Source organism: Saccharomonospora marina XMU15 (assembly GCF_000244955.1).
Lineage (GTDB): Bacteria > Actinomycetota > Actinomycetes > Mycobacteriales > Pseudonocardiaceae > Saccharomonospora_A > Saccharomonospora_A marina.
In genome coordinates, this window is sequence record NZ_CM001439.1 from 4638391 (window position 1) to 4658470 (window position 20080).

Genomic DNA, 20080 nt, shown 5'->3' on the forward strand with positions numbered 1-20080 from the left:
CGATCAACCATGAGAATCCATGTGGACATGGATCTGTGCCAAAGTCACGGGCAGTGTGTCTTCGCCTCCCCTGAGGTGTTCTCCTTCGACGACGACGACAACCTCGTCCACGCACAGACCCCCGACGAAACCCTGCGCGACGCCGTGGTCAGGGCGGCGGCAGCCTGCCCGGTCCGTGCCATCCGCATCGACGGCCCGGAGCGCGGCGACGCCAGCGGTGAAGCTGTCGCATGAGCTCTCGATTCGACGGGCCCGGAATCCTCGTCATCGGTGCGTCGCTGGCCGGGCTGCGCGCCTGCACGGCTCTGCGCAGCCTGGGGTACGAGGGCCGCCTGACAGTCATCGGAGACGAACCCCATCCCCCGTACGACCGCCCGCCCCTCTCCAAGGAGTTCCTCACCCAGCCAGCCCACCGTGTGGACCTGCCGCTGCCCGTCGGGCTCGACATCACCTGGCAGCTCGGCCGGCGGGCGACCGGGCTGGACCTCGCCGCACGCACCGTGGAAATGGCCGACGGGACCCGCGTCCCCTTCGATGGCCTCGTCATCGCGACCGGCTCCACCGCCCGGCCCTGGCCCGCAGCCGTGCCTGCGGGCGTACACACCCTGCGTAGCCTGGACGACGCACACGCCCTGCGCAAAGCCCTACACCGCGGTGGCGGCCGGCTGTTGGTTATCGGGGCCGGGTTCATCGGCAGCGAGATCTCGGCAACCGCCCGTGGCGCCGGACTCCCGGTCACCCTCGTGGAACCGCAACCACAGCCGCTGCGGCGCGCGGTCGGAGAGGCCGCAGGCGGGTTCGTCGCCACGCTTCACCGAAGGGCAGGCGTGGACCTCAGAACATCGACTACGGTGCTGTCCCTGACTGGCGACCGGAAACTCACCGGAGCCCGCCTCTCCGATGGGACGGACGTGAACGCGGCGGTTGCCGTGCTCGCCCTGGGCTCGCTGCCTTCCACCGACTGGTTGACCGGCTCCGGCCTGTGCATCGAGGGCGGAGTCCTGTGCGACCGGCACGCCCGCGCACTCCGCCAGGACGGAACACCTGCCCCTGCAGTGGTGGCCGCCGGCGACGTCACCCGCTGGCCCCACCCATGGGCGAAGAACCCCGGCATCACGCTGGGACACTGGAGCAACGCCGCCGAGCAAGCCGAAACGGCCGCGCGATCGCTGCTCAACCCCGAGGCACCCGCGGACTACCGCCCCGTCCCATCGTTCTGGTCCGATCAGTACGACGTCAAGTTCCGCTCCGTCGGGCTTCCCGCGCTTGCCGACTCGGTCGACGTACGCGAGAACGACCCCGACGCACGCCGACTGGATATCGCCTACTACCAGCAAGGCCGCCTGATTGGAGCGCTCACCGGCAACCGGGTTGGCAGGATCGCTGCTTACCGTGAGCAACTCGCCGCGGAGCTTCGCGCCCTTCGCTGACTGCTGCGCAGCGGCGAACCAGTGGCTGCAAGACACCTTGCGCTGGTTGCTGAAACACCGCCAGCACGATCTCTGCGCCCACACGTCGGCGGCCGTAGCACCGCGAAGAACAGAAGGTAGCTTCCGGCCTCAGCGAGTCAGGAGCGGTGTCGAGCTGCTCCGTGCCGGCGTACCGCAGTGCTCGGCCGCTACCGGAACGGCTCAGGGTACAGCCGATTCACGGAACCGACCCCACCGCGACCGACGTCTGATCAGCATGTTCGTGATCGCACTGGTGGCGGGTGCTCTCGCCCTGCTCTTCGCCTTCCTCGGTACCCGGGACCAGCGAGAACTGTGGTGGAGCCTGTCCGCACCCTGGCACGCTGACCCGAAGGCGAACGAACCGTCCGACGCCGCCTTCACGGCGCGCCGCGTCGGCTGGTTCGTCGCCGCCGCCACGATGGCCACCGGCGCGGTGCTTGCGTTCGACTCCGCGCGACAACTGTCGCTCAGCGGCGGCGAGGTACGGCAGGCCGCGGAGGAAGCCGCGCGGGCACTGGCCTCGGACGAGGACGGCGTGCTGGTCGGCGGCGTGACCTTCGACAGCTTCCAGCCCTACGTCGAGGATGCGGTACGGCAATCGGCCACAGCGCAGGACAATGCCGTCACGCTGGGAGTGTCGAGGGCCGACACCGAGGTCCCCGGCGGCGAAGCGGGCAGCGCGACGCGCGAGGGTGGCCAACTCGTCGAGCACTACGCGATCACAGGCGACGGCGAGGACCGAGCCTGCCTCACGGTGATGGGCACGAACCTCGGCGAGCAGACCTCGCTCTACCCCGTGAGCTCCGACGCCATACCCGCGACCTACTCCTACCGGCTCTCGGCGTCCGTTTCGGACGGAGCATGCCCGAATTGAAGCGGCTCGCGCCGATGACCGTCGCGACAGGACAGCCGAGGTCAGCTCACGCCGGCGGTGGCCTGGGCCCACGCGCACATCAGCAGGCACACATCGTCGTCGTGGTCGCTGGAGCCGAGCATCTCCCGCAGCACGTACTCAGCACGCTGATCGAGTTCTTGCTGCTCACACCCGCGTACGGCCTGCACCAGCCTGGCCATACCGGCGTCGAGATCGCTGTTCCTTCGTTCGATCAGGCCGTCGGTGTAAAGCACAACAGCCGAGCCTGGCGACAACTTCCGCTCATGCTCGGGGATCGACGTACCAGGAAGCAAATGAATGCCCAGCATGGGTGCGTGCGCCGCCTCCAGGTAGCCGATCCTTCCGGAGGCGTCCTGCAGCAGCGGCGGCGGATGCCCCGCGCTCGCCCAACGCATCACCCCGGTGCCCGGTTCGATCTCCACGACAACGGCCGTGGCGAACAGCGACGTTTCCGAACCGCGCAACATCTCGTGCACCAGCCGCAACGACGTGGCGGGGCCGTGTCCCTCCAGGGCGTACGCCCGCAGCGCGTTCTGCAGCTTCCCCATCACCACGGCCGCGTCCACACCGTGACCGGTGACATCACCCACCGTGAGCACCACGGTACCGTCGGGCCGCTCCACCGCGTCGTACCAGTCGCCGCCCACGTGGACCCCGCTTGTCGCGGAGAGGTAGCGGGCGACCAGCCCGAGATCCCGGTACGGGCCGAGCACGGGCAACATGGCCCGCTGCAACCGTTCGGCCAATTCGTGTTCCCGTTCGTACTCGTTGGCGTTTCGCAGTCCGGCGGCCGCTCGGTTGGCGACCCCCTGCGCGAGGCTGATGTCGTCGGTGGTGAACTCCGCGGACTCGCGGTGCAGATCGAACACACCGAGCACCCGCGGGCCCACCGTGAGTGGCACGCTGACCCTGTGCCTGCCCTCGCACTCCGGTCGTTGCGAGCGCACCGCCGTCACCGTGGTCGCGTCCGGTTCGAGGTCGGGATCGGCGGCACAGCTCAGCCGGTGATCGAGCGCTGTCCACACACAGATCCAGTCGGCGAATCCGTGCGACTGGAGCAATTCGGCGATCTCGTCCAGTAGCTGCGTGCGATCGAGCGAGGTCGTCGAGGCTCGACTGACCTTGTCGAGAAAGGCGGTGCGTTGCCGTTGCCTGTCGATCTCGGCGTGCAGTGCCAGCAGGCCGGCATTGGTCTGCTCCAGTTCCGACTGGTGCCAGCGCAGCTCCCGGTCACGCTCGTTGATCACGTCCACGAGCGCCCGCAACACCTCGCTCAGCTCGCCCGCCGAGGCCAACTCGGCTTCGACGGCCCGCCACGCGCCTTGTGACAGGTTCCTGTCACGCAGCAGTCTGCCGAGCTCGGCGCCCGGATCCTTCGTCATGGCCCCGCACCTCCTGCCGCCACCAGCACGCACGCGTCGTCCCTGCGTCGCACGTGCCGCCCGAGAAGCCACCCGGCCACAGTAGCGGGGTCGCGGTCGAACGCACCGCTCAACTCCTCGTCGCCCCATCGTTCGGAGACACCATCGGTGTGCATGATCAGCCAGTTCCCGTCGGACCACGGGCGGGTCAGAGGTTGAACCCGGCTGCCCCGGCGCTGCCTCCTTCCCACGATCCCCGGCACCGACACCAGTGTCTCGTGATCACCCCGGGGCGAGAACAGCCGAACGGTGGTGTTGCCGACCCCACAGAACAGCATTGTGGAGCGCGCCGGATGGAACTGCGCCACGGCCACCGTCGCACCGCGCCGAGCCGTACCGTCGGCATCCATCGCCGCGATGAGCTCGCTGGGTGACGCGGTCGGGTCGGCGCTGACGTGCGCCGTGGCTGCCGCACTCGCGACCGCCGCTTCCGGACCGTGCCCGAGGCCGTCACTGACCGCCACCGTCGTGATGCCGTCGCGCTCGGCCACTACCCAACTGTCCCCGCACACCGTCTCTCCCAGCGCCGTGAACATGGCGACCCCCGGCCGTACACCCAGCGGAGGCCGCAGTCCCACCAACCAACGCGCCAGCACGACCGTGCCCTCACCGTAGCGGGAGAAGATGTCGAACTCGTCGGCCATGCGGCGCACGCCACCGAGGCCGATACCGAGCGTTCCGGAGGTGGAGTAGCCGTCGCGCATGCTGTCCTCGACATGCCGAAGGCCGGGGCCGCGATCGGTCGCGATGAGGTCGAAGGCCCCAGGCCGCCCGATGGCCATCAGCAGTCCGTCCACCGCGTACTTCACCAGGTTGCCCGCAAGCTCGGTAGCCGCTATGGCAACTCGCTCCACGTCCCGTTCCGAGAGCCCCGCCTCCCGAGCGAGAACACCGGTCTGCTGGCGGGCCTGCCTGACATGCACCGGTTCGCGCACCGGCAGCGCCACACCGGTCATCTCGGTGCCGCTCTACCCGTGTGGAAGCCCACGATGACCGTCGTGCCCTGCCCCGGCTCGGTCTTCAGCTCGAACTCGTCCGCCAACCGCCTCGCGCCGGTGAGACCCAGTCCGAGGCCGCCCGCGGTGCTGTAGCCGTCGGTGAGAGCGAGTTCGACGTCGGCGATGCCGGGTCCCTCGTCGCGGAACACCAGCCGCAGCGTGGCTCGGTGGGTGTCCTGCTCCAGCTCCACCTCGGCCGTACCGCCACCGCCGTGCTTGAGGGTGTTGCGGGCGAGTTCGCTGGCCGCCGTGACCAGCTTCGTCTGCTCCACCAGGGAGAAACCCACCGACACCGCGACCTCGCGAACCGCCTGCCGGATCTGCACGATGTCGACCTCGTCGCGGATGTGGACCTCGTGCACGGTGAGCAGACTCGTCATCGCGGACCTGCGCTGTCCAGCAAGGACATGCCCGCGCTCACCGAGAGCGCGGTTCGCATGCCCGGCAGCGTCAGGCCCAGTTCGACGAGTGTGATGGCCACCTCCGGGCGCATTCCGACGACGACCGTCCTCGCGGCGAGGAGGTCGCACGCGCCCGCGATGTCGTGCAGTGTCCTGGCCAGAAACGAATCGACGATCTCCAGCCCGGAGATGTCGATCAGTACCCCCCGTGCGCCGGAGTCCGCCGCTCGCGCGGTCAGCTCCTCGTGCAGTCCGATCGCGTCCTGATCGGTCAGCTCGCCTCGGATCGTGGCGAGCAGAACGTCACCAAGGCCGACAACGGAGGTCGCGTTCATGACGGCTATCCCACCCCGCGCTCTGTGGCGGTGATGGACATGCCGATGCTTCGGAGCGCGTAGGCGAAGGCGTCGGCGAGCGTCGCACGGGTCGCGACCTCTCCGAGGTCGATCCCGAGCTGAACCATCGTCTGTGCGATCTGCGGGCGGATTCCGCTGATGACGCACTCCGCCCCCATCAGTCGCGCCGCCATGGCGGTCTTGAGCAGATGCTGGGCGACCAGTGTGTCGACGGCGGTCACGCCGGTGATGTCCAGGATCGCGACGCGGGCCTGCTGAGCCACGATCTGCTGCAGCAGACTCTCCGTCGCCGCCTGGCTACGCATGCTGTCCAGCGTTCCGATGAGCGGGATGGCGAGCACACCGTTCCACAGCTTTATCACCGGAGTCGACAGCTCGGCGAGCTGTTCCTGCTGGGCGAGGATCGTGTCGGCGCCTGCGGAGAGCTCGATCTCCAGCAGCGCGATCCGGAGCGTGTTCAGTGCGGTGGAAAGCGCCATCGCGCCGTGCTGAGCGATGTCGGCAGGCACATCCTGCTCTTCCCACAGCCGCAGCAGCGGCTCCTTCAGCAGCGTGACGTCGGGACGCTTGCTGCCCGAAGGGCCGCCCGCCGACCGCGACGCCAGCGAGCCGAGCACGGTGCGCACTGCGGCGAATCCCTCGGCCGAGGGGTCTTCCTCCGCTCCCGTGTCGATAACCTTACGCACCCCGGAAAGCAACGCCGCCGACTCCTCGGCGGCGTCGGCGGGATTGCGCGTGCCGAACAGCGGCGTCGCTGCCCATTCTCGCGCGATGCGCTCCTGGTTCTCGGTCAGGAACTCAGCCAAGCGGTCCCGAACTACTTGGCCTGGGTCGAGGGTCATCCGAACTCCCGCATCGCAACGAACGCCGTCAGCGGCTCACGTACTGAAGATTTCCTAGCTCCCTGGCAAACTTAGGGCACAAGACGGTGAACCTCCACCGGGGGTGCGGCCCCTGTTTCAACCGGCCCCAGTTCACGGGAGATGGCACACGATGACAAACGGCGAGAATCCGGCACATCCGACAACCCCGACGGTCCGTGCCGAACTCGTCAGCGACGAAGGACGCATCACCCTGTCCGGAGAGGTCGATCACGGTGCGGCGCCACAGCTCGACGACGCGCTCGACCGGCTGCTCTCCGGAGGGGCCAAGCGGCTGGTGGTGGACTTCGCGAGGCTCTCCTTCTTCGACTCCGCCTGCATCAGCGCACTGGTGCGCGCGCACGCAGCCATCACCGACCGCGGCGGGACGATGAAGCTGGTCAACGTGGACCGATTCGCACACAGGGTGCTGCAGATCGCGGGGCTGCTGCCGCTGTTCGAGATCGAGCAGGCGAAGCGGTAGGCCTCAACCGTCGCCACGCTCCGCGGCGCCGGTGATGTTGCGGGCCATCCCCCCGAACACCACCGCGTGCAGCGGCGCGATGCTCTTCCAGTACAGGTGCCCCGCCAGGCCGTGCGGCTGGAACAGCGCACGCTGCCGGTACAGCGAGCCACCGGAGTCGGTAGGGATCACCGACAGCTCCAGCCAGGCCTGCCCGGGTAGTCGCATCTCGGCCCGCAACCGCAGAAACGTCGGACGCTCCAGCCGCTCCACCCGCCACCAGTCCAGCGCCTCGCCGACCCGGAGCCGCCGGGGGTCACGCCTGCCCCTGCGCAGTCCGGCCCCGCCGACCAACCGGTCCAGCCAGCCGCGCACCGACCAGGCAGGCGGGAAGGAGTACCAGCCCTGCTCGCCGCCGATCGACTCCACGATCCGCCACAACGTCTCCGGGTCCGCCGTGCTCCGCTGCTCGCGCGCGTCCTCGTACAGTGTCCCGCCTGCCCAGTCTGGGTCGGTCGGCAGCGGGCCGGAGGGGGCTCCGGGAGCCGCGGCGTCCGACCAGCGCGTCGGTACGTCGGCCCTACGGGTTCTCGCCAACGCCATCTCCACGGCGTGGTCGAACCCGGTGAGTCCGCCCTCGGGGTCGGGAATGTAGCGCTCGACGGCGTGGTCGTGGCAGATCACCTCGTGCACGAGCGACTCGATCAGTGGCACGGCGATACTGCGCGGCACCGGCGTGACCAGATTGACCCACTGCGCCGACAGCCACGGGGTCAGCACCGGTACCGGCACCACGAGGCGCCTGCGAAGCATCGCCACCCTGGCGTACCTGCGCATCATGTCCAGGTAGGTCAGCACGTCGGGGCCGCAGATGTCGAAAGCGCCGTTGAGTTGCCGCTCGATGGTCGCCGCTCGCACGAGGTAATGCAGCACGTCACCCACCGCGATCGGCTGGATGCGGTTGTGCACCCATCGTGGCGTGATCATGACGGGCAGGTTCTCGGTCAGGTAGCGCAGCATCTCGAAGCTGGCCGAGCCGGAGCCGATGATCACCGCGGCGCGCAGCACCACAGCGGGCACCGCCGAGTCGAGCAGGATCCGGCCGACCTCGGCGCGCGAGCCGAGATGCGCGGAAAGCTCCCCGCTCTCCGGGGTGATACCGCCGAGGTAGACGATGCGCGACACCCCCGCCGTGGCGGCCGCGTTCGCGAGTATCTCCGCGGCACGCCGGTCGACTTCCACGAAGTCACGCTGGTGCAGTGAGTGCACGAGGTAGTAGGCGACATCCTGGCCTGCGAGCGCCGCGACCACGTCGCGCGGATTCGTCACGTCCCCACGCACGACCTCCACCCGGCCGTGCCAGTCGACACCGGCCAGCTTCTCCGGCGTTCTCGCCACGGCACGGACCTGATGCCCCTCCGCCAGCAGCCAGGGCACCAGGCGCCCTCCGATGTATCCGGTGGCACCGAAGACGACGCATCGCATCCCGCCATCGTCGCCCCACGCCCGGCGAGTTACTGGCCGTCACCGCGTGGACCAGCCGATCGGGCGACTCAGTGCTCGATGCCGTCGCGGTCGGCCCATTCCAGCAGCGGCTCGATCGAATAGGCGACGTCGTCGATGCCGCTGTGCAGATCGCCGAGTTCGGCGAACCGTCGCGGCAGTGTCGCGATCGTGCACTCGCGAGGCTCCACGTCGGGCACCTCGTCCCACCGGATGGGTGTGGAGACGGTGGCCTCCGGCACTCCCCGCACCGAGTAGGCGCAGGCGATGGTGTGGTCGCGGGCGTTCTGGTTGTAGTCGACGAACAGCAGCGCCGGGTCGCGGTCCTTGCGCCACCACGCGGTGGTGACGTCCCTCGGCGCGCGGCGTTCGACCTCCATCGCGAAGGCGCGCGCGGCCCTGCGCACGTCGGAGAAGCCCCACCTCGGCTCGATGCGCACGTAGATGTGCAGCCCGTCACCGCCGGAGGTCTTGGGCCAGCCGACGATGCCCAGCTCGGTCAGCACCTCGTGGGCGACCGCTGCCACCCTGCGGACCCTTTCGAACGGGCAGCGCGGCATGGGGTCCAGGTCGATGCGCCACTCGTCGGGGTGTTCGGTGTCGGCGCTGCGCGAGTTCCAGGGATGGAACTCGACCGTGGACATCTGCACGGCCCAGATCACGCTGGCCAGCTCGGTGACGCAGAGTTCGTCGGCGTGCCTGCCGTAGCGCGGGAAATGCACCCGTACGGTCCGCAGCCACGGCGGTGCCCCTCGGGGAACGCGCTTCTGGTGCACCTTCTGCCCGGCCGACCCGGACGGGAACCGGTGCAGCATGCATGGCCGCTCGTACAGCGCACGCACGATCCCGTCACCGACGGCGAGGTAGTAGTGAGCGAGGTCCAGCTTGGTCTCCCCGCGCGTGGCGAAGTACACGCGGTCGGGATTGGTGATGCGCACGGTGCGGGTCCCGACCTCCAGGTCGACGGCCCCGCCCGCGCTTCGCTCGGCTCGGTCGGCAGCACTGGCCATGCGGCCGACGGTAACCCGGCGCGGCCGTGCCCACCGGCTCTCGACCTGACGGTGTGGTGGCGCGCAAGTCCCGAGAGCACAGGGCAGTTCGCCCCTTGCCGTTATCCCGGGCCGACACCCACAGTGAGGATGCCGAAACCACACGAGAACCTCACTGGAGCACACGTGACCGCGGCAAGGCAGGCACCCGACGACAGAGCCAACAGCGGCGTGACCGGTCAGCAGACCAAGCGGGTGCCCGCACTGGACACCCTGCGGGCCGCGCTGGTCGCCTGGATCATCGGCGGGCACGCCTTGCTCGGCTACTCCGCGGTCGGCGGCTGGGCCTACGACGAGGTCAACGAGGTCACCTTCGCTCCTGCGGTGGAACTGGTGCTGATCGGGATACTCGGACCGTCCGCGCTGTTCGTGCTGGGCACCTTCTTCATGATCGCCGGGCTGTTCTCACCAGGTCCGCTCGCCAGGAGGGGACCCGCCAAGTTCGCCTGGCACAGGGCCGTCCGTCTCGGCGTGCCGTTCGTGCTCAGCCTGCTGGCGCTGTGGCCGCTGTCGGTGTGGCTGGCCTACCACGCGGCGGGCAGATCGGTGACCTTCGGCTGGGTGCTCGTCGGCAGGGAGCGAATGCTGGACTCCGGCGCGCTGTGGTTCGCCGAGGTGCTGCTGGTGTTCTCGCTGGCCTACGCCTCGTGGCGGGCGGTGACCGGTCGGCAGCGGCCACACGGCCTCGTCACGGGCAGGCAACTGCTCGCTGTCGGGATCGCGCTCGCGCTGGTCACCTTCGTGGTTCGGCTGTGGACCCAGGCTCGCGCCACGGAGGTGCTCGATCTGCATTTGTGGCAGTGGCCGCAACTCGCCGTGATGTTCTGGCTCGGGGTGACCCAGTCGCACACCGGGCTGCGCGAGCGGGTGCCGACCAGGCTTTACCACGGCTGCGGCGCTGTCGCGGCGGGCGTGATCCTCGCGCTTCCTGTGCTGGCGGCGGTGGTGGGCCTCGGTGACGTCGCCGCACAGGCCGATCCGTTCCTCGGCGGCTGGCACTGGCAGGCGATGTTGCTGGCGTCCGTCGAGGCGACGCTCGTCGTCGCCGGGTCGATGTGGCTGCTGGGTTTCGCGCAGCGACGGTTCTCCGGGACGGGGCCGATGGTCGCCGGGGCCGCGCGGGGCTCGTTCGCGGCCTTCGTGATTCAGGGCCCGGTGCTGATCCTGCTCGCCGTGGCGTTGCGCCCGCTGCCGCTGCCCGCGGAGGTGAAGGGACCGCTGCTCGCGGTAGTCGCGATCGCGGCGTGTTTCGGCCTCGGCTGGTTGGCGGTCACCCGGACACCGCTGGGCAAGTTGCTCTGAGCAGCCTAATCGCGGCGACGCCCGGCGAGCCTGGCCGCCAGCACGGTCAGCGGGACGGCGAGCAACCAGGAGAACTCCGCGACGGTCGTGGACAGGAACGCCAGTCCCAGCGAGGGCACGAACCCCGACACCGCGCCCAGTCCCCTTGCCAGCGCCGTCCGGATCTCACGGGGATCGGTGTCGGGATGTGTCAGCGCCTCCGCGCCCTGACGCAGCCTGGGCCGCCCCCGAGCCGCGTACCACCACACGCAGCTTGAGCTGAGGCCGGTGAGGATGATGCTCAGCGCGTAGAGCAGCACCGCGGCGACGCTGTCGCCGTGCTGACCGAGCACGGCCGTGGGAAACGGCAGCACCGCCACCCAGAACAGGAACACCAGGTTGAGGGTGAGCAGGGTGCCGTCGGCACGGGCGATGCGCAGGAACCCCCTGTGGTGCACCCGCCAGAACCGCCCGATCACCGCGAAGCTCAACGCGAAGGCACCGAATTCGGGCAGCAGGTTCAGCAGGTCCTCCTCGACGTGCCCCTCGCGAAATCGCGCCTGCGCCAGAGGCAGCACCAGCAGGGTGATGGCGATGGCGAACACGCCGTCGCTGAAGGCCACCACCCGCTCCACGCCGCTGGTCGAGCGGTGGTCGGGCTCGGCGCTCATCGTCGAGGGTGTCCTGGGTGCGTCATGACCCCGAGCATGGACCTCGGTGAGACGGGCCGGACGCGGCACGCCCGGCCCGTGCCCCCAGCTTCAACCGGCCGGGCGAACCCGTGTCGTGATCGACCCCGTGCTACTCCTGACCGTCCACAGCGGACACATCCGCGCCGGTGCGCACCTCGATCGAGCGGCCGGCACAGCGAGTGTTCGCCAGGCGCTCGGCGCGCTCCTTGATGCCGAGCAGCATCTTGCGCTCCATGATCAGGCTCCCCGGTTCCATGACCGCGAAGTTGAACGCCCTGCGCGGCGGAGAGGCACCGGGTGTGGCAATGCGGTTGCGGCTGACGAGCCGGGTGCCTTCGGGCAGCGGGGACAGGGTGAACGCCCACACCCACTGGCCGTCCGCTGAGCGCAATACCAGTGCCTGCTCGGGCCGAAGGACCTCCACCCGCAGGGCCGGACCATTCGAGCCGACCGGCAGCACGTCGCCGAGGTCCAGGTTCTGCAGTTCGGGAACGATCTCGTCCACGCTGTGCATGTCGAGGCCGAGCAGGTTCTCCACCCAGTCGTAGGTGTAGGCGCCGCCACGGCCACTTCCCATCTGGACGAGCCAGGGCCACACGTCCGACGGCGGCGCCTCGATGGTGATGGCCCGTGTCGACAGCATGTCGGGCTCGGCGAGCAGGTCGTCCCCCGGCATCGCGTTGCCGGTTTCCTCGGCCGTCGCACCCCAGGTCAGGCACCACTGTCGCCACAGCAGCGGGTAGGACGCGACGGCGGCGGTGGCCGCACCGGCGAGGGCGCCGGTGGTGATGGCAGCGAGTTTGGTCTTCTTCACGGCTTCGATGCTCGCCACGCCTGCGGCGCCCGCACAGAGTCGGAATGCCCACATCGGTGAGGTCGCGGGTTCGACTACCGAGCTCGAACCACGGCCAGGGAGTTTGTCCGGTTCGCCAGGTGTATCGAACCGGTGGCGGGGTACCTCCTACTTACGATCGTGTGCTCCCCGGTGAGCGCTTCCGAATCTGACGACGCCTGCCGGAGTCCGCGCGATCGGCCGTGCCGGGCTTCGAGTTCGCCGACCTCGCGACCGCCCGACCGGCAACCCAATTCCAGGGCCTAGCAGAAGGACCGCGGTTATGAGCACTCCAACCTCGCAGAAGAACACCGACAGGACGGCGGGTGACGGCGCCGACGCGCAGCGAAAGGGCAACGAGTTGAGCACCTCGCGCGGCACCACCACCATCGCCGACGCTGTGGTACAGAAGATCGCAGGACTGGCGGCACGTGAGGTCAGCGGCGTGTACAGCCTGGGCGGAGGCGCCGCACGCGCGATGGGAGCACTGCGAGAGCGCATCCCCGGCGCGTCCGCCAGCGCAGGGCAAGGCGTGGCCGTCGAGGTCGGGGAGAAGCAGGCCGCTGTCGACCTGGAACTGCTGGTGGAGTACGGCGTTTCCATCGTCGACCTGGCACAGGCCGTTCGTCGCAATGTGATCTCCTCGATCGAGCGGATGACCGGCCTCGAGGTCGTCGAGGTCAACCTCAGCGTCAACGACATCCACCTGCCCGGCGACGACAACGAGGAACAGTCCTCCGAATCGAGCGGACGGGTTCAGTGAGCGTTGACGTCGAACTCGACGTCGACCGCATCGCCGCAGCCGTCCGGGGGTGCTCGCCCGTCGCTGACCTGCACGGTGGCCGGTTCGGAGAGATCGCCACCTACCTGCCGGGGCGACGGGTCACCGGCGTGCGTGTTCGCCCAGCGGACATCACTGTCGGGATCGTCGGACACTACCCCGCGACCGTCTTCGAGATGGCTGACGCCGTCCGCGCCGCCATCGGGCCCGTGGACCGGCCCGTGCACGTCGCGGTAATGGACATCGAATCCGACACGAACACGACCGACCGTACGGCTTCGAGCAGTGCAGATCCGGTAGCGGTCGGCTCAGCAAGGAGAATGCCGTGAACTTCACCGCAATCGGGCTGGTCTCCGGCGTCGCATTGGGCTTCGCGGCCGCGTTCGGGGGCTTCAGCGCCTTCCTCCTCGTACTGGTCATCGGGGCACTGGGACTCCTCGTGGGCCTGGTCGCCGACGGCAAGCTCAACCTGTCCCAACTCACCGGTCGGCGCTGACAACCCATGACCGCGTCCGACACCGCGCGACTCACCGACAGCGTCGACCGCGACGTCGCCGAGGAACTCGGCACACGGGGCCGGACCACGATCGCCGACCGCGTGGTCGAACGCATCGCCGTCCACGCGGCCCGCGAGGTGGAAGGGGTGGGCGGGTCGGCACGCCGCCTGCTCGGTGTCCGGGTCAGCGGCGAGGCACCGCAGCGTTCGGTGCAAGCGGACGCGCGGGTGAGGGCCGGGACCGCTTCGCTGCGGATGCAGCTGTCCGTGCGGTACCCGACACCGGTGGCCCGCACCGTCGAGCAGGCCCGTGACCACGTCATGCGCAGGGTCACCGAGCTGACCGGTCTCGCGGTCTCCCGTGTGGACGTCACGGTCACCGCGCTGCACAGCGATACCGAACGACGGAGGACGGTGCAGTGATTCGCCGCCCACGGCGCGGCATTCCCGCGACGCTCACCGCGCTCGCCCTGCTGGCGATCTCGGTTCTTGTCGCGATGTCGGCCATCCAACTGCTCACGAACACCCCACCGGTGCTCGACTACGACGGCTTCGCCCAAGCGTTGAACTCCACGACGTGGAACGACCTGGTCGTGGCCGTCGTCGCCGCACTCGCCGTAGCGCTCGGGCTGGTGCTGCTGGTGGCCGTGGCCCTGCCGGGCAGGGCCACGGTGCTCCCGTTGAGCGACGATCCGGCGGAACTGGATTCCGGGGTGTCGCGCCACAGCATGCTGCGGGAGCTACGTGCCGCGGCGAAGTCGGTCGACGGCGTGACGAAGGCCAAGCTGAGCCTGCGGCGTGGTGTGGTCGTGGCCAAGCTCCGCACCGATCGTGGGACCACGAGCGGACTTGTCGAGGCGGTTGGCGGCGCGTTGCGGCAGCGGCTCGACCGGATCTCACCGGCCACGCGACCGGCTCTCAAGGTCAGGATCGCCACGACCAGGAGCGCGCCGTGAAGAATGTGAACCGGCCCTCGCGGCTGAACCGGAGTCTGCTCGCCGTCGTAGGCGCGGTGCTCGTGGCGGGAGGCGGGCTCGCACTGAGCACCTACTTCGGCTGGTCGGGCCTGTTCGAACCGACCGCGCCACTCGTGCCGGGCACCCAGCAACCCCCGACGTGGGTGCTCTACGTCACGGTGGTGGTCGCCGTGCTGGTGGCGGTGGGCTGCCTGCTGTGGCTGGTCGCCCAGTTCGCCCGCGAGCCGAACACCCGCACCTGGCACCTCGAAACCGACCCGCCACGGGGACACACCGATATCGCGCCGGGTACCGCCGTCGAGCCACTGATCCACGACATCGCCGGCTACCCGGGCGTGCATGACGCCGACGCCACGCTGGCGGGCAGCCGCGACGCGCCGCTGCTGTCACTGGTGGTCACCACCGAGCAGGACGCCGACCTGACCGCCGTTCGCGAGCAGATAGCGGCCCACGGCGTCCCTCGACTACGGCAGGCGCTGGAACTGAACACGCTGCCTGCCGTACTGGAGTTCCGCGTGGCGGGACCGGAAGGCAGCCGGGTGTCCTGACCGCCTGCCACGCCTGTCGCCACGGGCGCGACCCGACGGCCAGAGATCGTCGACATGGTCGCGTGCACCATCCTGCCGAGTCCTTCGAATGCTGAGTTTTCGAATTCACCGAAGGTCCTGACCGTCCGATACCGATTCGCGAGCATGTGCTGTCCGGCAGGCCGCTGCTCTCCAGCCCAGCCGAACCGGTGTTCACTGTCGATCATTCGACGGCGAGGCGCTCGACGAGCGGATTCCACCTCGGCGGCGACGATCGCGTAACCGAGACATTTCTGATCGGTAACCGCAGCCTTGACACCGAAGAGTGACAGCGGCCATAGTTGCGGCGCCGTGCGAGTGAGAGCGCTCTCACGGAACGGGCGGGTTCGTCGTCACGACTGCCGAAACCCGCCATCCACTCAATAGCTATCCGGCGGGAGCGTTACAGCGTGCGTAAGTTCTCCCTGAGGTCGAGCGACCGACTCGGCCTTCCCCTGCGAAGAAGTCTTCTCATTGGTGCCGTGGCGACCCTCGTCGCGGGCATGTCCGCCGCGTGCGGCGGCGGTAGCGGTGACACCGAGCAGGTCGCGCTCGGCAAGAACGACACACTGACCATCACGACGTTCAGCACCTTCGGCTACGACGGCCTCATCAAGAAGTGGAACGCCGACCCCAACCGGCCGTTCAAGGTCGAGCACACCGTCATCTCGGAGTGGGACACCTGGAAGCAGAACCTCACCACGAACCTCCAGGCGGGCACCGGCCTCACCGACATCGTCGCCATCGAGGGTGACGCGATGCCCCAGTTCCTGGCACCGGGCGCGTCCGATCAGTTCGTGGACCTGGCCGATCCGTCACTCGACGGCCGCTGGGTCGACTATAAGTACAAGGAGGGCCAGACCAGCGACGGCAAGCAGATCGGCTACCCGACCGACGCGGGCCCGGAGGCGATCTGCTACCGCGCGGACCTGTTCCGGAAGGCAGGCCTTCCCACCGAGCGCGACGAAGTAGCCAAGCTGTTCGACACCTGGGAGCACTACTTCGCCACGGGCGAGGAGTTCGTCGAGAAGGTTCCCGGCACGAAGTGGTACGACTCGAGCGGTTCGATCGCCCAGGCGATGCTGAACCAGACCAAGTACCCCTTCCAGAAGGCCGACAACACGGTCGACATCGACAACGCTGAGCTGAAGGGCGTCTACGACACCGTCACCAAGTACGCCCCAACGCTGTCGACGAGAGTCGTCCAGTGGAAGGACGACTGGGTGGCCAACTTCACCAACGACGGCTTCGCGACGATGCCGTGTCCAGGCTGGATGTTCGCCAACATCAAGGACTCCGCACCGGATGTCGAGGGCTGGGACATCGCCGACGCCTTCCCCGGCGGCGGCGGCAACTGGGGCGGCTCCTTCCTCGCCGTACCCACGCAGTCGCAGCACCAGGCAGAGGCCGCGCAGTTCGCCAACTGGCTGACCGACGCCGACCAGCAGGTCGCCGCGTTCGAAGAGGCGGGCAACTTCCCCGCCAACACCGCCGCTGCGCAGCAACTCGTCTCCAGGGACGTAACGGACCCGTACTTCAACGACGCTCCCACCATCGAGATCCTCGCCAACCGCGCGGAGGCGGTGGAGCCGGGAGTGCCGTACAAGGGTGACAAGTACTCCGACATCCTCGGTCTCCTGCAGACCGCGATCCAGCGAGTCGACGAAGGCGCCTCGCCGGATTCGTCCTGGCAGACGTTCGCGGCCGCCGTCGGCCAGCTCTCCTGATCAAGGTAGACCGCGTGAGTGACAACGTATCGGCCACGGCCAGGGCCGCCGAATCACCGGCGACCCTGGCCGTGGCCCCCACCCCGCAGGCGGGTGCGGCGGGAGGCGGGCCCAAGCGCCGCACGTTCTCCCAGCGGTTCGACCGCTGGGATCTGAAGTTCTCGCCGTACCTCTACGTCCTTCCGTTCTTTCTGGTATTCGGGCTCATCGGGTTCTTCCCGATGGTCTACACCGGATACCTGTCGTTCTTCTCCTGGCCGCGCTTCAGCCCGGAACACGGCGAAGCGGTGGGCTGGGCCAACTACATCCACGTGCTGCAGGACCCCGTCTTCGCCAAGGCACTCGTCAACACGCTCGGGATCTTCCTGCTCTCCTCGTCGACGCAGATTCTCGTGGCGACGATCATCGCGGCGCTGCTCAACACCAGCCTGCGAGGCAGCGGCTGGTGGCGCATGGGGGTCATCCTGCCGTTCGTCGTCGCCCCCGCGGCGGCCGCGCTGATCTTCGGCTCGCTGTTCGCCGACAACGCAGGCCTGGTCAACCACATCCTCAGCGGCCTCGGGCTGCCCGAAATCGAGTGGCACGCCAACCGGCCCGCGAGCTGGCTGGCCATCGCCACCATGGTCAACTGGCGCTGGACCGGCTACAACACGCTGATCCTGCTCGCCGCGATGGTGGCCATTCCGCGCTACCTCTACGAGGCGGCCGTGATCGACGGGGCAGGCCCGGTGCGGCAGTTCTTCAGCGTGACCCTGCCCTCGATCCGGCCGACGATGCTGTTCGTCATCATCACGTCGACGATCGGCGGGTTGCAGATCTTCACCGAGCCTCGACTGTTCGACACCAACCTGCAGCACCAGGGCGGCGCGGACTACCAGTACCAGACGCTGACGATGTACATCTTCAACACGGCCAACAGCAGCACCGACCCGTACCCGAGGGCCGCGGCCGCCTCCTGGATTCTTGTGCTCATCATCATCGGGTTCGCGCTGGTCAACTTCCTCATCACCCGCGCTGTCCACCGAAGGAACCAGATATGACCCGCCGACCAGGTTTTCTCGTCTACGGCCTGCTCGCCGCGTTCCTGGCCGGCTCGGCGTTCCCGCTGTACTGGTCGTTCGTGATCGGTTCGGTGACCAGGCAGCGGGCGATCCAGACGCCCCCGCCGCTGGTTCCCGGTGGTCACTTCCTCGAGAATGCCTCAAAAGTCTTCGACCGGATCGATTTCTGGTCCGCCCTGGCCAATTCGATCCTCATCTCGGGGGTCTCGGCTCTTTCGGTGGTGCTGTTTTGCACGCTCGCCGGATACGCCTTCGCCAAGCTCCGCTTCCGAGGTAGCAACGCGTTGCTGGTCGTCGTGATCATCACCATGGCCGTGCCTCCGCAGCTGGCGCTGATCCCGCTGCTGCGGGAATTCAACAACCTTGGACTGACCGGCACGCATTTCGCGGTCGCGCTGCCCTGGCTCGTGACCGCGTTCGGGGTGTTCTTCATGCGGCAGTACCTTGTCGACGCCATCCCCGACGAGTTGATCGAGGCCGCCCGAGTCGACGGTTGCTCGATGATCCGTACTTTTTGGACGGTAGCGATGCCTGCGGCGCGCCCTGCGATGGCGATCCTTGCCCTGTTCACCTTCATGCAGGCCTGGACCGACTTCATGTGGCCGCTGGTCATCCTGCAGGGCTCCGACGTGCAGACCCTGCAGACCGCGCTCGATCAGCTCAAGATCTCCTCCGGGCAGGGATTCAGTGACCTGGCGCTGCTGCAGGCGGGCACCATCCTGGCCACCGTTCCGCTCATTCTCCTGTTCATCGCGACCGGCCGGCACCTCGTGTCCGGCATCATGCAAGGAGCCGTCAAAGGATGACCATGCAGACCTCACCCGCCACGCCCCAGACCGTGCGCTTCCCCGATGGTTTCCTGTGGGGCGCGGCCACGGCGTCGTACCAGATCGAGGGCGCGGTAGACGAGGACGGCCGCACGCCGTCCATTTGGGACGTGTACTCGCGGCTGCCCGGCGCGATCCTCAACGGTGACACCGGCGACGTGGCGTGCGACCACTACCACCGGATGCCGGAGGACGTCGCGCTCATGAAGCGGCTCAACCTCGGCTCCTACCGGTTCTCCACCGCCTGGCCACGGGTGCGTCCCGACGGCGCCGCGGTCAACCAGAAGGGAATCGACTTTTACAGCGCGCTGGTCGACGAACTGCTCGAGGCGGGCATCGTCCCCTGGGTGACGCTGTATCACTGGGACCTACCCCAGGCACTGGAGGACAAGGGCGGCTGGCTCAACCGCGACACCGCGCACCGCTTCGTCGAGTACGCTACGACCGTGTACGACGCGCTTGGCGACCGAGTCCAGTACTGGACCACGCTCAACGAGCCGTACTGCTCCTCGCTGCTGGGCTACACCGCGGGCCGCAAGGCACCCGGCAGGCAGGAGGGCGTCGCCGGCCTCATCGCCGCCCACCACCTGCTGCTCGCCCATGGCATGGCCGTCGACGAGCTACGCGGCCTCGGCGCGACGCCCGAAAACGGCAAGCAGGTCGGCATCACGCTCAACCTGACCACCGCTGAGGCGTTCGATCCTGCCGAGGAAGCCGACGTGGACGCAGCCCGACGTGTCGACGGGTTCTTCAACCGGCTCTTCCTGGAACCGCTTTTCAACGGTCGCTACGCCGACGACCTGGCTACCGACACCGAGGGCATGACCTACCAGGACCGGCCGTGGCAGGACTGGATCCGCGACGGCGACCTCGACCTGATCAGTAGGCCGCTGGACGCGCTCGGCGTCAACTACTACAGCCCGCAGGGCGCGAGTGGGCGTCCGCACGAGGACCTACTGGGAGCCGGCGTGCCGCACGCAACCCGCCCGGCCGCGTCGCCGTTCCCCGGTGGGGAGGAGATCGTGTTCCCTCGCCGGGGGTTGCCGACGACGGCGATGGACTGGGAAGTGCGGCCGGAGGCACTCACCCGACTACTCGAACGGGTGCGCGACGAGTACGCGGTGCCGCCTATCTACATCACCGAGAACGGTGCCGCCTACGACGACGTGGTGACGCCGGACGGCGCGATCCACGACAGCGATCGGCGCCGTTACATCGATCTCCACCTGCGCGCGATCAACGACGCGATCAACGACGGGGTCGACGTGCGCGGCTACTTCGTCTGGTCGCTGCTCGACAACTTCGAGTGGGCTTTCGGCTACCACAACCGGTTCGGCATCATCCACGTCGACTACGACACGCAGGTCCGCACGCCGAAGGACAGCGGGCTGTGGTACGCGGGTGTCGCCGCCACCAACCAGCTACCGGGAGTCTGAAGATCGC

General features: G+C 68.5%; 24 protein-coding genes. 15 read left to right on the forward strand and 9 right to left on the reverse strand.

Features of this window, described 5'->3' with window-relative positions; genetic code table 11:
• Positions 1-9: 9 nt before the first annotated feature.
• The 3 genes from SACMADRAFT_RS21885 to SACMADRAFT_RS21895 all read left to right on the forward strand — a co-directional run bounded on the left by SACMADRAFT_RS21885 (position 10) and on the right by SACMADRAFT_RS21895 (position 2325).
• The gene (locus SACMADRAFT_RS21885) at positions 10-234 is read left to right on the forward strand and encodes a ferredoxin (protein WP_009156034.1); all 225 of its coding nucleotides are present in this window, start codon (positions 10-12) and stop codon (positions 232-234) included.
• On the forward strand, positions 231-1430 hold the full coding sequence (locus SACMADRAFT_RS21890) for an NAD(P)/FAD-dependent oxidoreductase (RefSeq protein WP_009156035.1): 1200 nt from the start codon (positions 231-233) through the stop codon (positions 1428-1430). Before SACMADRAFT_RS21885 ends, SACMADRAFT_RS21890 begins: the two co-directional genes overlap by 4 nt.
• A 256-nt stretch (positions 1431-1686) precedes the next feature.
• The gene (locus tag SACMADRAFT_RS21895; protein WP_009156036.1) at positions 1687-2325 is read left to right on the forward strand and encodes a hypothetical protein; all 639 of its coding nucleotides are present in this window, start codon (positions 1687-1689) and stop codon (positions 2323-2325) included.
• A 41-nt stretch (positions 2326-2366) separates the two neighbouring features.
• On the opposite strand, the gene SACMADRAFT_RS21900 is transcribed toward SACMADRAFT_RS21895, so the two are convergent.
• From SACMADRAFT_RS21900 to SACMADRAFT_RS21920, 5 genes are read right to left on the reverse strand one after another with little or no spacing between them, the layout of a single operon-like run.
• Positions 2367-3728: a PP2C family protein-serine/threonine phosphatase gene (locus SACMADRAFT_RS21900; protein ID WP_009156037.1), complete on the reverse strand. Its 1362-nt coding sequence runs from the start codon at positions 3726-3728 to the stop codon at positions 2367-2369.
• Positions 3725-4723: a SpoIIE family protein phosphatase gene (locus tag SACMADRAFT_RS21905; protein ID WP_009156038.1), complete on the reverse strand. Its 999-nt coding sequence runs from the start codon at positions 4721-4723 to the stop codon at positions 3725-3727. The genes SACMADRAFT_RS21900 and SACMADRAFT_RS21905 overlap by 4 nt, the downstream gene beginning before the upstream one ends.
• Positions 4720-5145: an anti-sigma regulatory factor gene (locus SACMADRAFT_RS21910; protein WP_009156039.1), complete on the reverse strand. Its 426-nt coding sequence runs from the start codon at positions 5143-5145 to the stop codon at positions 4720-4722. Before SACMADRAFT_RS21910 ends, SACMADRAFT_RS21905 begins: the two co-directional genes overlap by 4 nt.
• On the reverse strand, positions 5142-5501 hold the full coding sequence (locus tag SACMADRAFT_RS21915; RefSeq protein WP_009156040.1) for an STAS domain-containing protein: 360 nt from the start codon (positions 5499-5501) through the stop codon (positions 5142-5144). Before SACMADRAFT_RS21915 ends, SACMADRAFT_RS21910 begins: the two co-directional genes overlap by 4 nt.
• Positions 5502-5506: 5 nt before the next feature.
• Entirely contained in the window at positions 5507-6364 is an 858-nt protein-coding gene (locus SACMADRAFT_RS21920) for an STAS domain-containing protein (protein WP_009156041.1), read from the reverse strand.
• Positions 6365-6515: 151 nt separating this feature from the next.
• Between SACMADRAFT_RS21920 and SACMADRAFT_RS21925 the strand changes: the two genes are divergently transcribed.
• Entirely contained in the window at positions 6516-6866 is a 351-nt protein-coding gene (locus tag SACMADRAFT_RS21925) for an STAS domain-containing protein (RefSeq protein ID WP_009156042.1), read from the forward strand.
• A gap of 3 nt (positions 6867-6869) precedes the next feature.
• Here SACMADRAFT_RS21925 and SACMADRAFT_RS21930 read toward each other — a convergent pair whose 3' ends face one another.
• Together SACMADRAFT_RS21930 and ligD are read right to left on the reverse strand one after the other, a co-directional pair.
• Complete coding sequence (locus SACMADRAFT_RS21930; RefSeq protein ID WP_009156043.1) at positions 6870-8330, reverse strand: SDR family oxidoreductase; 1461 nt, start codon at positions 8328-8330, stop codon at positions 6870-6872.
• A 68-nt stretch (positions 8331-8398) separates the two neighbouring features.
• Complete coding sequence (ligD, locus tag SACMADRAFT_RS21935) at positions 8399-9358, reverse strand: non-homologous end-joining DNA ligase (protein WP_009156044.1); 960 nt, start codon at positions 9356-9358, stop codon at positions 8399-8401.
• A 165-nt stretch (positions 9359-9523) separates the two neighbouring features.
• On the opposite strand from ligD, the gene SACMADRAFT_RS21940 reads away from it, so the two are divergent.
• The gene (locus SACMADRAFT_RS21940) at positions 9524-10699 is read left to right on the forward strand and encodes an acyltransferase family protein (protein ID WP_009156045.1); all 1176 of its coding nucleotides are present in this window, start codon (positions 9524-9526) and stop codon (positions 10697-10699) included.
• A 5-nt stretch (positions 10700-10704) separates the two neighbouring features.
• On the opposite strand, the gene SACMADRAFT_RS21945 is transcribed toward SACMADRAFT_RS21940, so the two are convergent.
• Both SACMADRAFT_RS21945 and SACMADRAFT_RS21950 read right to left on the reverse strand, forming a co-directional pair.
• Positions 10705-11349 (reverse strand): TMEM175 family protein, encoded by a 645-nt coding sequence (locus SACMADRAFT_RS21945; protein WP_009156046.1) that lies wholly within the window; start codon positions 11347-11349, stop codon positions 10705-10707.
• Between the two features lie 130 nt (positions 11350-11479).
• Complete coding sequence (locus SACMADRAFT_RS21950) at positions 11480-12184, reverse strand: SRPBCC family protein (RefSeq protein WP_198285884.1); 705 nt, start codon at positions 12182-12184, stop codon at positions 11480-11482.
• Positions 12185-12485: 301 nt separating this feature from the next.
• On the opposite strand from SACMADRAFT_RS21950, the gene SACMADRAFT_RS21955 reads away from it, so the two are divergent.
• The 10 genes from SACMADRAFT_RS21955 to SACMADRAFT_RS22000 all read left to right on the forward strand — a co-directional run bounded on the left by SACMADRAFT_RS21955 (position 12486) and on the right by SACMADRAFT_RS22000 (position 20073).
• A complete protein-coding gene (locus SACMADRAFT_RS21955) occupies positions 12486-12965 on the forward strand; it encodes an Asp23/Gls24 family envelope stress response protein (protein ID WP_009156048.1) in 480 nt (159 codons plus the stop codon).
• Complete coding sequence (locus SACMADRAFT_RS21960; protein WP_009156049.1) at positions 12962-13312, forward strand: hypothetical protein; 351 nt, start codon at positions 12962-12964, stop codon at positions 13310-13312. The genes SACMADRAFT_RS21955 and SACMADRAFT_RS21960 overlap by 4 nt, the downstream gene beginning before the upstream one ends.
• Positions 13309-13479, forward strand: coding sequence for a hypothetical protein (locus SACMADRAFT_RS30535; protein ID WP_009156050.1), 171 nt, complete (start codon positions 13309-13311; stop codon positions 13477-13479). Before SACMADRAFT_RS21960 ends, SACMADRAFT_RS30535 begins: the two co-directional genes overlap by 4 nt.
• Before the next feature lie 6 nt (positions 13480-13485).
• Positions 13486-13902 carry an Asp23/Gls24 family envelope stress response protein gene (locus SACMADRAFT_RS21970; protein ID WP_009156051.1) on the forward strand — a complete coding sequence of 139 codons (417 nt, stop codon included), beginning with the start codon at positions 13486-13488 and terminating at the stop codon, positions 13900-13902.
• On the forward strand, positions 13899-14435 hold the full coding sequence (locus SACMADRAFT_RS21975; RefSeq protein WP_009156052.1) for a DUF6286 domain-containing protein: 537 nt from the start codon (positions 13899-13901) through the stop codon (positions 14433-14435). The genes SACMADRAFT_RS21970 and SACMADRAFT_RS21975 overlap by 4 nt, the downstream gene beginning before the upstream one ends.
• The gene (locus SACMADRAFT_RS21980; protein ID WP_009156053.1) at positions 14432-15004 is read left to right on the forward strand and encodes a hypothetical protein; all 573 of its coding nucleotides are present in this window, start codon (positions 14432-14434) and stop codon (positions 15002-15004) included. The genes SACMADRAFT_RS21975 and SACMADRAFT_RS21980 overlap by 4 nt, the downstream gene beginning before the upstream one ends.
• A gap of 500 nt (positions 15005-15504) precedes the next feature.
• Positions 15505-16749 (forward strand): ABC transporter substrate-binding protein, encoded by a 1245-nt coding sequence (locus SACMADRAFT_RS21985; protein WP_198285885.1) that lies wholly within the window; start codon positions 15505-15507, stop codon positions 16747-16749.
• A 14-nt stretch (positions 16750-16763) separates the two neighbouring features.
• Positions 16764-17789, forward strand: coding sequence for a carbohydrate ABC transporter permease (locus SACMADRAFT_RS21990; RefSeq protein ID WP_009156055.1), 1026 nt, complete (start codon positions 16764-16766; stop codon positions 17787-17789).
• Positions 17786-18616 carry a carbohydrate ABC transporter permease gene (locus SACMADRAFT_RS21995; RefSeq protein WP_009156056.1) on the forward strand — a complete coding sequence of 277 codons (831 nt, stop codon included), beginning with the start codon at positions 17786-17788 and terminating at the stop codon, positions 18614-18616. The genes SACMADRAFT_RS21990 and SACMADRAFT_RS21995 overlap by 4 nt, the downstream gene beginning before the upstream one ends.
• Complete coding sequence (locus tag SACMADRAFT_RS22000) at positions 18613-20073, forward strand: GH1 family beta-glucosidase (protein ID WP_009156057.1); 1461 nt, start codon at positions 18613-18615, stop codon at positions 20071-20073. The genes SACMADRAFT_RS21995 and SACMADRAFT_RS22000 overlap by 4 nt, the downstream gene beginning before the upstream one ends.
• Positions 20074-20080: the final 7 nt, after the last annotated feature.

Excerpts from the sequence above, each read along its gene's own strand:
- SACMADRAFT_RS21885 (WP_009156034.1), top strand. The coding sequence starts at position 10 with ATGAGAATCCATGTGGACATGGATCTGTGCCAAAGTCACGGGCAGTGT.
- SACMADRAFT_RS21890 (WP_009156035.1), top strand. The coding sequence starts at position 231 with ATGAGCTCTCGATTCGACGGGCCCGGAATCCTCGTCATCGGTGCGTCG.
- SACMADRAFT_RS21895 (WP_009156036.1), top strand. The coding sequence starts at position 1,687 with ATGTTCGTGATCGCACTGGTGGCGGGTGCTCTCGCCCTGCTCTTCGCC.
- SACMADRAFT_RS21900 (WP_009156037.1), bottom strand. The coding sequence starts at position 3,728 with ATGACGAAGGATCCGGGCGCCGAGCTCGGCAGACTGCTGCGTGACAGG.
- SACMADRAFT_RS21905 (WP_009156038.1), bottom strand. The coding sequence starts at position 4,723 with ATGACCGGTGTGGCGCTGCCGGTGCGCGAACCGGTGCATGTCAGGCAG.
- SACMADRAFT_RS21910 (WP_009156039.1), bottom strand. The coding sequence starts at position 5,145 with ATGACGAGTCTGCTCACCGTGCACGAGGTCCACATCCGCGACGAGGTC.
- SACMADRAFT_RS21915 (WP_009156040.1), bottom strand. The coding sequence starts at position 5,501 with ATGAACGCGACCTCCGTTGTCGGCCTTGGTGACGTTCTGCTCGCCACG.
- SACMADRAFT_RS21920 (WP_009156041.1), bottom strand. The coding sequence starts at position 6,364 with ATGACCCTCGACCCAGGCCAAGTAGTTCGGGACCGCTTGGCTGAGTTC.
- SACMADRAFT_RS21925 (WP_009156042.1), top strand. The coding sequence starts at position 6,516 with ATGACAAACGGCGAGAATCCGGCACATCCGACAACCCCGACGGTCCGT.
- SACMADRAFT_RS21930 (WP_009156043.1), bottom strand. The coding sequence starts at position 8,330 with ATGCGATGCGTCGTCTTCGGTGCCACCGGATACATCGGAGGGCGCCTG.
- ligD (WP_009156044.1), bottom strand. The coding sequence starts at position 9,358 with ATGGCCAGTGCTGCCGACCGAGCCGAGCGAAGCGCGGGCGGGGCCGTC.
- SACMADRAFT_RS21945 (WP_009156046.1), bottom strand. The coding sequence starts at position 11,349 with ATGAGCGCCGAGCCCGACCACCGCTCGACCAGCGGCGTGGAGCGGGTG.
- SACMADRAFT_RS21955 (WP_009156048.1), top strand. The coding sequence starts at position 12,486 with ATGAGCACTCCAACCTCGCAGAAGAACACCGACAGGACGGCGGGTGAC.
- SACMADRAFT_RS21970 (WP_009156051.1), top strand. The coding sequence starts at position 13,486 with ATGACCGCGTCCGACACCGCGCGACTCACCGACAGCGTCGACCGCGAC.
- SACMADRAFT_RS21995 (WP_009156056.1), top strand. The coding sequence starts at position 17,786 with ATGACCCGCCGACCAGGTTTTCTCGTCTACGGCCTGCTCGCCGCGTTC.
- SACMADRAFT_RS22000 (WP_009156057.1), top strand. The coding sequence starts at position 18,613 with ATGACCATGCAGACCTCACCCGCCACGCCCCAGACCGTGCGCTTCCCC.